Annotated in this window: 12 protein-coding genes; 6 read left to right on the top strand and 6 right to left on the bottom strand. The window is 67.7% G+C overall.

Translation table 11 applies throughout. The annotated features are described in order from the left end of the window. Positions 1–45: 45 nt before the first annotated feature. The 3 genes from LG334_RS08725 to LG334_RS08715 form a co-directional block, all read right to left on the bottom strand. Positions 46–1,140 carry an ABC transporter ATP-binding protein gene (locus LG334_RS08725; protein WP_404385210.1) on the bottom strand — a complete coding sequence of 365 codons (1,095 nt, stop codon included), beginning with the start codon at positions 1,138–1,140 and terminating at the stop codon, positions 46–48. Continuing rightward, a complete protein-coding gene (gene glpD, locus LG334_RS08720) occupies positions 1,137–2,684 on the bottom strand; it encodes a glycerol-3-phosphate dehydrogenase (protein ID WP_404385208.1) in 1,548 nt (515 codons plus the stop codon). Before glpD ends, LG334_RS08725 begins: the two co-directional genes overlap by 4 nt. A 164-nt stretch (positions 2,685–2,848) precedes the next feature. After that, positions 2,849–3,616, bottom strand: coding sequence for a DeoR/GlpR family DNA-binding transcription regulator (locus LG334_RS08715; RefSeq protein WP_404385206.1), 768 nt, complete (start codon positions 3,614–3,616; stop codon positions 2,849–2,851). A 442-nt stretch (positions 3,617–4,058) separates the two neighbouring features. Between LG334_RS08715 and LG334_RS08710 the strand changes: the two genes are divergently transcribed. Together LG334_RS08710 and LG334_RS08705 are read left to right on the top strand one after the other, a co-directional pair. Beyond that, positions 4,059–5,045, top strand: coding sequence for a DUF6625 family protein (locus LG334_RS08710; RefSeq protein WP_404385204.1), 987 nt, complete (start codon positions 4,059–4,061; stop codon positions 5,043–5,045). 149 nt (positions 5,046–5,194) lie between these two features. Beyond that, the gene (locus LG334_RS08705) at positions 5,195–5,635 is read left to right on the top strand and encodes a GNAT family N-acetyltransferase (RefSeq protein WP_404385202.1); all 441 of its coding nucleotides are present in this window, start codon (positions 5,195–5,197) and stop codon (positions 5,633–5,635) included. 15 nt (positions 5,636–5,650) lie between these two features. On the opposite strand, the gene LG334_RS08700 is transcribed toward LG334_RS08705, so the two are convergent. Then, complete coding sequence (locus LG334_RS08700) at positions 5,651–6,535, bottom strand: pirin family protein (RefSeq protein WP_404385200.1); 885 nt, start codon at positions 6,533–6,535, stop codon at positions 5,651–5,653. 237 nt (positions 6,536–6,772) lie between these two features. On the opposite strand from LG334_RS08700, the gene LG334_RS08695 reads away from it, so the two are divergent. Next, on the top strand, positions 6,773–8,383 hold the full coding sequence (locus tag LG334_RS08695; protein WP_404385198.1) for a cellulose binding domain-containing protein: 1,611 nt from the start codon (positions 6,773–6,775) through the stop codon (positions 8,381–8,383). A 15-nt stretch (positions 8,384–8,398) separates the two neighbouring features. Here LG334_RS08695 and LG334_RS08690 read toward each other — a convergent pair whose 3' ends face one another. Further along, positions 8,399–8,770 (bottom strand): septal ring lytic transglycosylase RlpA family protein, encoded by a 372-nt coding sequence (locus tag LG334_RS08690; protein WP_404385196.1) that lies wholly within the window; start codon positions 8,768–8,770, stop codon positions 8,399–8,401. A 329-nt stretch (positions 8,771–9,099) separates the two neighbouring features. On the opposite strand from LG334_RS08690, the gene LG334_RS08685 reads away from it, so the two are divergent. The 3 genes from LG334_RS08685 to LG334_RS08675 all read left to right on the top strand — a co-directional run bounded on the left by LG334_RS08685 (position 9,100) and on the right by LG334_RS08675 (position 11,305). Beyond that, positions 9,100–10,368, top strand: a complete 1,269-nt coding sequence (locus LG334_RS08685) for a PQQ-dependent sugar dehydrogenase (RefSeq protein WP_404385194.1) — start codon at positions 9,100–9,102, stop codon at positions 10,366–10,368. Positions 10,369–10,400: 32 nt separating this feature from the next. Next, positions 10,401–10,694, top strand: a complete 294-nt coding sequence (locus LG334_RS08680) for a c-type cytochrome (RefSeq protein WP_404385192.1) — start codon at positions 10,401–10,403, stop codon at positions 10,692–10,694. Between the two features lie 98 nt (positions 10,695–10,792). Beyond that, complete coding sequence (locus tag LG334_RS08675; RefSeq protein ID WP_404385190.1) at positions 10,793–11,305, top strand: peroxiredoxin-like family protein; 513 nt, start codon at positions 10,793–10,795, stop codon at positions 11,303–11,305. Here LG334_RS08675 and LG334_RS08670 read toward each other — a convergent pair. Continuing rightward, the gene (locus tag LG334_RS08670) at positions 11,302–13,173 is read right to left on the bottom strand and encodes a glycoside hydrolase family 15 protein (RefSeq protein WP_404385188.1); all 1,872 of its coding nucleotides are present in this window, start codon (positions 13,171–13,173) and stop codon (positions 11,302–11,304) included. The two genes, LG334_RS08675 and LG334_RS08670, sit on opposite strands and share 4 nt — an antisense overlap. Positions 13,174–13,401 lie beyond the last annotated feature (228 nt).

The following is a 13,401-nucleotide window of genomic DNA, read 5'->3' as shown; positions in this document are numbered from 1 at the left end:
ACCGTGTCTCCTCAGTCCGGGCGGTCTGTCTGTACTGCGGCGGCGTCAGGCGGCCTTCGCCTTGGTCTCGGGCGCGGCGACGAGGCTGCCGTCGCGCTCGAAGACGAAGAAGCGGTCGGGGTCCAGGAACAGGCGCACCGGTGTGTCGATCTCCGGCTCGTGGATGCCGTGCGACAGAGCCACCCAGCGGCAATTGGCATAGTCGGCATGGACGAAGCTTTCCGAGCCGGTGATCTCGGTCACCGCCACGATGGCCTCCAGTTCGATGGCGCCGGGGCCGGCTTCCTCGCGCGTCAGGTACAGGTGGTTGGGGCGGAAACCGATGGTGTAGGCGCCGTCGCGCAGGCCCGAAAGCGACCCCGTCGCCGGCACCACCGCCTCCCCTATCCAGGCGCGGCCGCCCTTGACCTCGATGTCGATGAAGTTCATCGGCGGGTCGGAGAACACCGCCGCCGTCAGCTTGTCGTGCGGCTTGCGGTAGACCTGGAGCGTCGGGCCGAACTGCGTCACCGCCCCCTCGTGCAGGGTCGCGGTATTGCCGCCCAGCAGCAGGGCCTCGGTGGGTTCGGTCGTGGCGTAGACCATGATCGCCCCGGTTTCGGCGAAGACGCGCGGCAGTTCCTCGCGCAGTTCCTCGCGCAGCTTGTAATCCAGGTTCGCCAGCGGTTCGTCCAGCAGAACCAGGTCGGCGCCCTTGACCAGCGCGCGGGCGAGCGCGGTGCGCTGCTGCTGCCCGCCGGACAGCTCCAGCGGCGTGCGGTCGAGCATGGCCTCGATGCGCAGAAGCTTCGCCGCGTGACGGACCTTTTCCTCGATCTCGGCCTTGGGGCGCCGGGCGACCTTCAGCGGGCTCGCGATGTTCTCCCACACCGACAGCGTCGGGTAGTTGATGAACTGCTGGTAGACCATGGCGACGGACCGCTTCTGCACCGGCACGCCGGTGACGTCGGTGCCGTTCATGATGACCTGCCCGGAAGTCGGCGCATCCAGCCCCGCCATCAGGCGCATGAGGCTGGTCTTGCCCGAAAGCGTGGGCCCAAGCAGAACGTTGAGCGTGCCCCCCTCCAGTGTCATGGAGACGTCCCGGATGTGGGTTTCGCGGCCCACCACCTTGGACACGTTGCGCAATTCCAGGGTCATGCCGCGCCTCCCTTGCGGAGTTCCGGCGCCTTTTGCGCGCCGCTGGTCCGCGCCTTCATCCAGTCTTGCAGGCGCGCCCGCTGGTCGGCATCAAGCCGCAGCCCCAGCTTGGAGCGGCGCCACAGGACGTCGTCGGCGGTCTTCGCCCATTCGACATCCATCAGGTACGTCACCTCGCGCGCCGTCAGACCTGCGCCGAAAGACTCGCCCATGTCCTCTGCCGAGCGGGCGTCGCCGAGCATGGTCCAGGCGCGCGTGCCATAGGCGCGGACGAGACGTCGCGCCGTGACGTTGCCAAGGAACGGGTAGTCGCGCGCGAGAGTTGCGATCTTCCTCTCGACCTCGTCCACGCCGAAGTCGCCGCCGGGCATGGTTGCACCGTCGGTCCAGGCCGGCGCCATGTCGGGAAAGGTGCCCGACAGTTTCGCCATCACGGCCTCGGCCAGCTTGCGGAAGGTGGTGATCTTGCCGCCGAACACGCTGACCAGCGGCGCGCCGCCGCCATCGCCGCCGTCCACCTCGATCACGTAGTCGCGGGTGGCGGCGCTGGCGTCGGAGGCATTGTCGTCATAAAGCGGCCGCACGCCGGAGAAGGTGTGGACGATGTCGTCCTTGCCGACGTCCTGCTTGAAATAGGCGCTGGCCGCGCGGCACAGGTAGTCCACTTCGCTTTCGGCGATGCGGACGTCGGCAGGGTCGCCCTGGAAGTCCTCGTCCGTGGTGCCGATCAGCGTGAAGTCGGTCTCGTAGGGGATCGCGAAGATGATCCGCTTGTCCGGATTCTGGAAGATGTAGGCGCGATCATGGTCGAACATGCGCGGCACGATGACATGGCTGCCCTTGACCATGCGCACCCGCGCCGGCGAATTGATGCGGAACCGCCCCGTCAGCACGTCGGCGACCCAGGGACCGGCCGCGTTGACCACGGCGCGCGCCAGGATCTCGCGCGTCTCGCCGCTGTCGCGGTCCTCCACCGTCACCCGCCAGCGGTCGCCGTCGCGGGCAGCCGACGTCATGCGGGTGCGGGTGACGACGTCCGCTCCCTTCTCGCTGGCGTCCATGGCGTTGAGCACCACCAGCCGGCTGTCCTCCACCCAGCAGTCCGAATACTCGAACCCCTTGGTGAAGTCGTCCTTGAGCGGCGCGCCGACGGCGTCGCTGGTCAGGTCGATGGAGCGGGTTCCGGGCAGCAGTTCGCGACCGCCCAGGTGGTCGTAGAGGAACAGGCCGAGGCGGATGAGCCAGGCGGGCCGCAGGGCATCGTGGTGAGGCAGCACGAAGCGCAGCGGCCAGATGATGTGGGGGGCGGCGCGCAGCAGCCGCTCGCGCTCGATCAGGGCTTCGCGCACCAGGCGGAACTCGTAGTACTCCAGGTAGCGCAGGCCACCGTGGATGAGTTTCGTGCTGGCCGAGGAGGTGGCGCCGGCCAGGTCGCCCTGTTCGCACAGGAAGACCGAGAGCCCGCGGCCCGCGGCGTCCCGGGCGACACCGCACCCGTTCACACCGCCGCCGATGACGGCGAGGTCGTATTCGCGCGGCTTCATGTCCTCCCTGCTCCGTCCAGTTGTTGACCCGCGGGTTGGCCCGCGTGGCTTGGGCTTGATGGGGTACCTGCCGCCAGGCCCACCACCATCACGGAACTTTCATAACGGAGCGTACGCGAAATTTTCTGCGCGTCAAAGCGAAAATTACGAAAGAGAAATCGCATTCATTCCGGGGCGATTTCGATTTGTGTCCCGGCGTTGGCGCAGACCGCCGCCAGGGCCTCGGGTGGGGCGCTGTCGGTGATCAGCACGTCCACCTGCGCGACGTGGCCGATGCGCACCGGTGCGCTTCGTTCGAACTTCATGTGGTCGGCCACCAGCACCACGGTGCGCGCGTTGGCGATGATCGCCTGGGAGACGCGCACCTCGCGATAGTCGAAATCCAGCAGCGCGCCGTCCTCCTCGATGGCCGAGGCGCCGATGATGGCGTAGTCCACCTTGAACTGGTTGATGAAGTCGGTGGCGCTTTCGCCCACGATCCCGCCATCGGCATGGCGCAGCACGCCGCCGACCACGATGGTTTCGATATCGGGCATGGTGTGCAGAATGTTGGCGACGTTGATGTTGTTGGTGATCGCCATCAGCCCCCGGTGCCCGCCGAGGGCGCGCGCGACCTCTTCCGTCGTGGTGCCGATGTTGATGAACAGCGCGCAGTCGTTGGGAATGAGCCCCGCCGCGTGCCGCCCGATCCGCGCCTTCTCGCCGGCGGCCAGCATGCGCCGGGCGTCGTAGCGCAGGTTCTCGACGGTGGAGGCCACCACCGCGCCGCCGTGCACCCGCTTGAGCAGCCGGCGTTCGCACAGGTCGTTCAGGTCCTTGCGGATGGTCTGCGGCGTGACGGCGAACCGCATGGCCAGGTCGTCCACCCCCACCCTGCCCTGCTCCCGCGCGAGCCCCAGGATGTCTTGCAGGCGGGGCGACAGGTCTTCCATTTCGGCTCTCCTTGCCTTTGCGGTTTCGTTTTCTTTCGCAAAGGCTCGCATGAAAATCGTCGTCTGCCTAGCGTCCAGCCCTGAGGCCGCGGACCGGTGCCCGCCAGCCGCGTGCCGCCGGAGTGTCGGCAGTTCTGACACCGCCCGAGGCGCCACGGCGTCGGCCATTGCGTTTGGAAACAACACCCTTGCCACCAGCCGCCTTTTCTAGATCTGTCGAATTTCCTGACACGCGGCGCCCGGCCGGGCGCGCTGCCAGGGCGCGGAAGCGGCGAAACACCGCGGGAAACACTCGCTGGCATCGAAATTGCTCGAAACATCGGAGCCACCGCACCGGCCCCGGCTGCAGCCGGCGTCCGGCTCGGGCGGCGACGGATGCAATCGCCCGTCGTGGACCCCCGCAACCGGATTTCCACGACGGCCACCAAGCGAGCTGCCGCGCATGTCCAGCCACAAGATCGCCCTGCTGACGGTGTGGTGCGGCCCTCTGCCGCCCTACCTCGACCTGTTCCTTCTCACCGCCGGTCGGAACGAAGGGATCGACTTCAAGATCATTTCCGACCAGCCCCCGCCGAGACTTCCTGCGCCGAACATCGAGTGGACCACACGCTCGCGCGCGGGCCTGGTCCGGCAGATGTCCCAGGACCTCGACTGCCCGCTAGGCGTCGATCACGGATACAAGCTGGTCGACCTGAAACCGGCCTTCGGCCACGCCTTCGCGGACCTTCTGAAAAACTACGATTTCTGGGGGCACATCGACTGCGACACCATCCTCGGCGATCTGGCGCAGTTTCTCACGCCCGAGCGGCTCGACAACCACGACATTCTCATTTTCCGCGGGCGCAACTTCGTGCACGGGCCACTGACGGTCTACAGCAACCGCGAGCGGATCAATGCCCTCTACCGCGCGGCGCCCGGCTGGCGGGATACGTTCTCCGATCCGCGCCCGCTGGAGTTCGACGAGACGTGCGGCCGCGGACGCGTCGACCAGGACCCCTGCGCCCCGGAGATCCGCGTCGCGCGCGGCGAGCGCACCAGCATGTCGGACGTCGTCTTCACTGCCGCGTCCAGGGGCCTGGTGCGGCTTTACGACCAAGACCACGTGATGGAGATCAATCCGCGCGCGCTGCCGGTCAAGATGCGCTGGCGCAACGGCCGGCTGTTCGATGAAAGCCCCATCTATCAGCAATACCGCGACCTCGCCCTGCACATCGTCCCGCAGCGCGCCCCGCGAGAGGTACTATTCTACCACCTGCTGTTCGCGAAACAGATCAAGAGCTACAGGATTCCCCGGTGGGCGAGCCTGCCGGACGAGTTCTTCATCACCAATCTCGGCGTCTATCCATCGTCGCGCGCGCCGGTCTGGGACCGCTGGCGGGACCTGGCGGCACGCGGCGCCGCAGTCGCCTTGCGGCAGCGGGCAAGATAATCGGGCCGGCGGCCGCCGACGGCCGCCGTCGACAGCCGATCCGCGAGGCCGCGTCCGTCGCCGCGACCGAATGAGGGCCCGCAATGGACCGGGACCCCGGCTACCGTTCCCGCTAGGATGCGGCGGCCTGAACAGCCCCGGAGCCCTTCATGATCGACGACGCCGACGCCGCCCCCGTCTCGCTGGACATCACCGACACCCCCGCCCCTGAGGACATCGCCGCCATTCACGAAGGGCTGGCCGCCTACAACAGCGCCACCGCCGTGCCCTTCGACCGGCGCGACCTGTGCGTCTTCCTGCGCGACGAGGCGGGCGCCGTGATCGGCGGTTTGACCGGCTATACGCAGTGGCAGTGGCTGTACGTGGATTGTCTGTGGCTCGGCGATGCCCTGCGCGGCTCCGGCCTGGGCACGCGCCTTCTGGCCGCCGCCGAGGAGGAAGCCCGCGCGCGCGGCTGCCGGGACGTTCGTCTGTACACGTATGATTTTCAGGCGCCAGCCTTCTACGAAGGCCAGGGCTACGAGCAGTGGGGCGTGCTGGAGGACTACCCGCCCGGCCACCGCCAGATCTGGTACCGCAAGGCGCTGTAGGCCGGCTACCGCCGCCTATTCCGGCAGCGGCAGCGCGTCGGTCTCGCCAGGCACGGGAGCAAAGCGGCCGGCCTTCCATTGGGCCTTTGCCTGCTCGATCAACTGCCGCCGGCTGGCGACGAAATTCCACCACACGTGGCGCGGTTCGCCCAGCGGTGCGCCGCCCAGGATCATGACGCGCGCATCCGTCTCCGCCGTCAGCACCGGCGGCGGCGCGCCGTCCGCCAGCGCCAGCGTCAGGGGCTCGATCGGGTGCCCGTCCAGGCGCACACGCCCCTCCACCACATAGAGGGCCCGTTCGGCCTGCTCCACCGGCAGCGTCAGCGACGCCCCGGCGGGCAGTGCGGCGTCGATGTAGAACAGCGGCGACAGCACGGGCGCGGGGGCCTCCCGCCCGTAGGCGCGTCCGGCGATGAGCGTCAGCCGCGCCCCGCCGGCCGAATGCACCACCGGCTGCGCCGCCGCCGGATGGTGCGAAAACGCCGGCGCGATCTGCTCGTGCTCCACCGGCAGCGCCACCCAGGCCTGCATCCCGTGCAGGTGCTGGCCGGTGCGCCGGTCGTCGGGCAGGGTGCGCTCCGAATGGACGATGCCGCGCCCGGCGATCATCCAGTTGACCGCGCCGGGCTCGATGGGCTGGCGGAAGCCCAGACTGTCGTGGTGAAGAATGCGGCCCGAAAACAGATAGGTGACCGTCGCCAGGCCGATATGCGGATGCGGCCGCACGTCGATGCCGCCGCCGGGCGGAATGTCTGCCGGTCCCATGTGGTCCAGGAACACGAAGGGCCCCACCAGCCGCCGCGTCCGGTGCGGCAGAAGGCGGCGCACCGCTAGGCCGCCGATGTCGCTCTCGCGCGGCAGGATGACGGCCGGAGCAGCGCCGGCGAACGATCGGGGCATGGCACAGCCTTCCACCGTTATGGTCCCATGATCGTCGGCATGTCCGCCCCGTCCGTCAACCGCGCAGGTTTTCCGGACTTTTCGGCCCGGCCACAGGGTTGTCACACCCAACCCACGCGCACCTAAACCAATTTTTCATAAACCTGGGATTAGCTCGGCTTCAACAAGACCGCCCGTAGTGGCGGCGCCCCTTCCGTGTTCAGAAAGACCAATAGAGGGAAAGAGAGACCTCATCCCATGGCAACCCTGTCCGACTACCAGACGCCGCTGTCGGGCGACAGCAGCGTCGATGCCCTGATCAACACCTCGTGGCTGCGCCCGCAGCCCTGGCCGGACGACGGCACCATCACCTGGTCGATCATGCAGACCGACGCCATGGCCGACCACTACGGCCACGATGCGCCGGGGTATGCGCCCATGAACGCCAGCCAGATCGATGCCACGCGCCAGCTCATGGAGCATGTGGAGGCCATGACCGGCGTCGACTGCGTGGAAGTCGCCCCGTCGGCGGAGGCGGAAATCTTCTTCGGCACCTGCGACCTGCAGGACAACACCGTCGGCGTCGCCTACACCCCGTGGAAGTACTGGCACGACGGCAACGGCACCATCACCAACTTCCAGACCGACGCCTTCCTGTACCTGGACAACTCCGACCCCGAGCAGTTCTCCGCCGACGCGCCGACGCCCGGCACCTGGGGCTACACCGCCCTGCTGCACGAGATCGGTCACGCGCTTGGCCTCAAGCACCCGTTCGAGGGCGACGTGACGTTGTCGGATGCGCTGGACACCATGGACAACACCGTCATGTCCTACACGGTGGGATCGGAAGGCCTGCCAACGGAATTCCAGGAACTGGACGCCGCCGCGCTGGACTTCCTGCTGCCCGAAGGCACGCTGGCCACCGAGCCGGCGACCGACACCACCACCACCGACAAGACCGCGCCGGAGCCCAGGGCCGACAGCTTCGCCGTCTCCGCCGCCGTGACCCGGGAATGGGGCTCGGGCTACAAGGCCGAGATCGTGGTCACCAACACCTCCGACCATGCCGCCGAGGCGCCGACGATCTCCTTCGACCTGCCGGTGGAGGTGGCCGCCGTGTGGGGCGCGGACCTGGTGGGCCAGGATGGCCATACCTGGACCGTGCGCGACGACGACACCGACATGCTGCAGCCCGGCGAGTCCATGCGCTTCGCCATCAAGGGCGCCGGCGACTACCACCCGGTGCCGACGGACTTCAGCGTCAACGGCATCACCGTTCCCGACGCCGCGCCGGTCGAGGTTGCCAGCGCCGTGACCAGCCAGTGGAGCAGCGGCTACGTCGCCGAGGTGCTGGTGACCAACACCACCGGCGGCGACCTTCTGACGCCGGAACTGTCGTTCACGCTGCCGGAAGGCATCGACACCCTGTGGAACGGCACCGCCACACAGGCCGCCGACGGCCGCTGGACAGTGGCGGACGATACCGAGAACGCGGTGCTCAAGGACGGAGAGACCTGGCGCTTCGCCTACAAGGCCTACACCGACCAGCCCACCCTGCCGCAGGACATCGCGGTGAACGGGGCCTCGCTGGACGATGCGGGCACGGCGCTGGCCATCGCCGACCTGCTGAACCAGGAGATCATCATCGACGTGTCGCAGATGCACACGACCGACGTGCCGCCCGAACTGGCGCACCTGAGCACCGACCGCGGCGCCGGCTGGGACGAGGACGTGGCCTGGGAGGTGGACATGGATGCGGTGTCGTCCTACTCCGACCGGGCCGCCCTGCCCGCCGCCGACCTGCCGGCGCACGCCGAGGAGGTCCTGTCCGCCCGCCTGCTGCCGGCTGACGACGGGTTCCTCATGTAGGAAGGGCGCGGCCCGTCAGGATTCCAGCGGCACGACGCGGACGCGCGCGACTCCGTCGTCGATCATGTCCAACTGGCGGGCCGCCTTTTCCGACAGGTCGATGATGCGATTCTTGGCGAACGGGCCGCGGTCGTTGATCCGCACCACCACCGTGCGTCCGTTCTCCAGGTTCTTCACCCGCACCTTGGTGCCCAGCGGCAGCGACGGGTGGGCGGCCGTAAGCTTGGCGGGACTGAAGACCTCGCCGCTCGCGGTCGCGTTGCCGGCCAGTTCGGCGCCGTACCAGGAGGCCATGCCCACCTGGATTTCCTCGTCGGCGCCCGCGTCCTGGGGCGCGGAGAGGGCAAGCGGCAGGGCCACGGCAAAAAGCAAGATCAGGCGGCGCACGCGGGTCTCTCCTCGTGGTCGTCGGACGAACGGGTCTTTCCCGTTCCATTACCCCCATCCGCGCCGGGCGGGAAGCCGAAAAACGCGCGGCATGCCCCCTTTCGACCATGAAACGCGCAAGCCTTCCATGTGGACCACGGCAGGCCGCAAGTCGATAAAAAGTCTGCAATAACAGCCGAAAGAGATCATCCCGCCCCTGCCGTATTACAGCTTCGGCGGGACGTTGACTTCTAGAAATGCGGCTGCATACCGTTAAGAGAAAAACAAGACGAACTCCGCAGTTTGTTGCGGAGCAATAAGACGATGCGTCTTAACGGGAGACATGCGTCATGGGTATGCGGAACACGCTGGCCGCCTCGGCGGCCGTTGCCGGTCTTGTCGCCGCCGCACTTGCGGCCCCCGCCGCAGCGCAGGACCGGAACATGGACAAGCTGAGCGATTTCAAGCAGACGGGCGAAAGTCTCGCCATCAAGACCATCCCGCAGGATGACGAGCGGGCCGAGCGCATCCGCCGCACGCTGGAGCGCATCGAGATGCCCGAGGGCTTCGAGATCGACCTTTACGCCATCGTGCCCGACGCCCGCCACATGGCGGTGGGCACCAACGTCGGCGTGGTCTTCGTCGGCACCCGCAAGCAGGACGTCTGGGCGGTGACCGACCGCGACAAGGACCGCCGCGCCGACGAGGTGAAGCGCTTCGCCCCATCCGTGGACTTCAAGTTCCCCAACGGCCCCTGCTTCAGCCCCGACGGCGTTCTCTACATCGCCGAACACAACCGCGTGCTCGCCTTCCCGGCCGCCGAGTTTTTCTACGAAGGGCCCGACGTGGCGGTGGAGACCGTCAAGGACCAGTTCTTCCCGCCGGAAGAGGAATACTTCAACCACGCCTTCCGTGTCTGCCGGATCGGCCCCGACAACAAGCTCTACGTCTCCATCGGGCAGCCCTACAACGTGTGGCCGCCCGAGAAGGGCTCCGACATGGGCGTCTTCGGCTCCATCCAGCAGATGAACCGCGACGGCTCTGACACCACCCGCTACGCCACGGGCATCCGCAACTCTGTGGGCATGGACTTCCACCCCGACACCGGCGAACTGTGGTTCACCGACAATCAGGTGGACGGCATGGGCGACGACATCCCGCCGGGCGAGATCAACCGCATCACCCAGGCCGGCCAGAACTTCGGCTTCCCGTGGTACGGCGGCGGCACCACCCGCACCGAGCCGTGGAAGGGCGAAGAGGTGCCCGCCGACGTGGTGAACCCGGTGGTGGAAACGGTCGCCCACGCCGCCGACCTGGGCATGACCTTCTACACCGGCAACCAGTTCCCCGAGCGCTACCGCAACGTGCTGTTCAACGCCCAGCACGGCAGCTGGAACCGCACCACGCCCGTCGGCGCGCGGGTGATGATGACCCGCTTCGACGAGGAGGGGAACGTCATCGAGCACGTGCCCTTCGCGGAAGGCTGGCTCGACGAGGCCACCGGCGAATATCTCGGCCGGCCGGTCGACGTGGTGCAGTACCTGGACGGGTCCCTGCTGGTTTCCGACGACCTGACGGGGGCGGTCTACCGCATCTCCTACCGCGAGCCCGAGGAATGAGGCTGGCGGCCCTTTTGTGGACGGCGGCGGTAGTGTCCGCCGCCGTCCCGGCCGCCGCGCAGGACGCCGCCCCGACAACCGATCCACCGGCCAAGCTGTCCACCTGTCTGCCCTGCCACGGCCGCAACGGCATCGGCACCGCGCCGCTCAACCCCAACCTGGCGGGGCAGAAGGCGCTCTACATGGTCAAGCAGTTGAAGGCCTTCAAAAGCGGCGAGCGCCGCCACGATCAGATGAGCCTGATCGCCGCAGACCTGACGGACGAGGACATGGAAGCCCTGTCGGAATGGTACGCCGCCCTGCCGGCCGACGGGGGAAATCCGTGATCCTCGCGCCCGCGTGACCGTAGACAGACAGAGGCTGGATTCGGACCGACCGCCCGATCCTCCGGCCGCCGTCCGTCACGAACACGGAGACATGCGACATGGCGCTCAAGCCGCAACAGCCCGTCCCCGCCCTGGACCTGCCGCTGGTCATCGACACCCGCTTCGACCTGGCCGAGCAGCGGCCCAGGGCCTTCACCATGCTGGTGTTCTATCGCGGGCTGCACTGTCCCGTGTGCAAGGGCTACCTGCAGGAGCTGAACGAAAAGATCGGGCAGTTCCGCGACCTCGGCGTCACCGCCGTGGCGGTCAGCACCGACACGGAGGACAACGCCAAGACCGCCTGGAAGGTCTGGAACCTGGGCGACCTGCCCATCGCCTACGGCCTGCCCATCGCGCAGGCGCGCGACTGGGGGCTCTACATCTCCAAGGGCATCAAGGAAGACGAACCCGAACGGTTTTCCGAGCCCGGCCTGTTCCTGGTCAAGCCTGACGGCATGCTGTACGCCGCATCGGTGAACTCGATGCCCTTCAGCCGGCCGCACTTCGACGACGTGGCGACGGCGATCGGCTTCGTGACCGACAAGGGTTATCCGGCGCGGGGGGAAGCCTAGACCGGCCGCGACGGCTCTCCGCCCAGCGCCCGATCCAGGTTCACAGCGGCGCTGATGAGCGACAGGTGGGTGAAGGCCTGGGGAAAGTTCCCCAGCGCCTCGCCGCTGGGGCCGATCTCCTCGCCGTAGAGGCCGACGTGGTTGGCGAAGCCGAGCATGCGCTCGAACATGATGCGGCTGTCCTCCAGGCAGCCGGGATCGAACCGCCCGGCGCGAGTCAGCGCTTCCACCAGCCAGAAGGTACAGATGTTGAAGGTGCCTTCCTCGCCCTCCAGCCCGTCATGGAATTCGCCGCGGTTGTAGCGGTAGACGAGGCTGTCCGAGACCAGCCCGCCCTCCTTCGGGGCCTTCAGGGTCTCGCGCAGGGTGCTCAGCATGCGCGGATCGGTGGGCGCCATGAAGAAGACCAGCGGCATGATCAGGTTGGCGGCGTCCAGGATGTCGCTGCCGTAGGACTGCACGAAGCTGCCGCGCTCGGCGTTCCAGCCCTTGGCCATGATGTCCTCGTAGATGCTGTCGCGCACCCGCAGCCACCGCATGCGGTCGTGCGGGAACGAGCGCTTCTCGGCCAGCCGCAGCGCCCGGTCGATGGCAACCCAGCACATCACCTTGGAATAGACGAAGTGCCGCCGGCCGGTGCGGATCTCCCACACGCCCTCGTCCGGCTGATCCCAGTTCTCGCACACCCATTCCACGAAGCGCCGCACCGACAGCCACAGGTCATAGGAAATGGGCGCGCCCCACTTGTTGAAGATGTAGATGGCGTCCAGCAGCTCGCCGTAGATGTCGAGCTGGAGCTGGTCGTAGGCGCCGTTGCCCATGCGCACCGGTCCGGTGCCGCGATAGCCTTCCAGGTGCGACAGTTCCTCTTCCGCCAGATGCTTGCGGCCGTCGATGCCGTACATGATCTGCAACGGCCACTCGCCTTCCGTTTCCGAGCACAGATTGGCGAGGAACTCCATGAACGCGCCGGCCTCCTGTTTGAAGCCGATGCGCAGGAAGGCATAGACGGTGAAGGCGGCGTCGCGGATCCAGGTATAGCGGTAGTCCCAGTTGCGCTCCCCGCCGATTTCCTCGGGTAGGGAACAGGTGGGCGCGGCAACGATGGCGCCCGTCGGCTCGAAGGTCAGAAGCTTGAGGGCGAGCGCCGAGCGGTGCACCGTCTCCCGCCAGCGTCCGGTGTAGGTGCAGTGGGAAATCCAGTCGCGCCAGTAGCGCACGGTTTCGCGGAACAGGTCCTCCGTCGGGCCTTCGGGCAGGCAGGCGCAGTCCTCTTCCTCGGGCAGCAGTTCGCGGAAGGCGAAGACCGCCGACTCGCCCTCGTCCAGCGTGAAGGTGCACCCGACGCCGTCGCCCAGGTCCGTGCCCGGCGTGATGGACAGCGGCACCGTGGAGGCAAGGCCGAAAGCGCAGGGCACGCCGTCGGCGCGGAACACCACGCCGCCGTCCACCTCGTGCACCTCGTGGGAGGCGCGGGCGAAGTCGAAGGCGGGCAGGCAGTCCGCCCGGAAGGTGACCGAGCCCCGCTCCACCCGCACGCGCCGGATGATGCGGCGGCGCTTGCGGGGTTCGCCGCCGGCGTGGCCGACGGGCATGAAGTCCGCCATCTCGGCGGCACCGTCCGGGGCCAGGAAGCGGGTGACCAGCACGTTGGTCTCCGGCCAGTAGAACTGCTTGCAGGCGGCCGCCTCGTCGGTCGGCTTGATGCTGAAATGGCCGCCCTTGTCGTGGTCCAGAATACGCGCGAAGACGCTGGGGCTGTCGAAGTACGGCGCGCAGAACCAGTCGACGGACCCCGCCGCGCTGACCAGCGCGATGGTGTGCAGGTCGCCGATCATGGCGTAGTTCTCGATGGGCTCGTAGGGCATCGGCGGTCGTCCGCTCCTTCTTTCCGGCTGCCTGTGTCCTCCCCTTCCACGTGAGGGGCCGGACGGCCGCCCGAAAGGGCCGCTGCCCGACAAACGGCGGGAAACAGCCGCTTCGACCGCAGCCGCCCCGTCCTCACGCTTTCGTGAAAACTGAACAGTTCAGTTTACTCTTGCACCAAACGGGCTGGCGGCGTATCTCTGGGTCATCGGAAGCGAACTGAACCGTTT

The organism is Caenispirillum salinarum (assembly GCF_044803115.1).
Lineage (GTDB): Bacteria > Pseudomonadota > Alphaproteobacteria > Rhodospirillales > Rhodospirillaceae > Caenispirillum > Caenispirillum salinarum_A.
The sequence above is the reverse complement of the archived record's forward strand: the minus strand, read 5'-3'. Positions and strand labels throughout refer to the sequence as shown.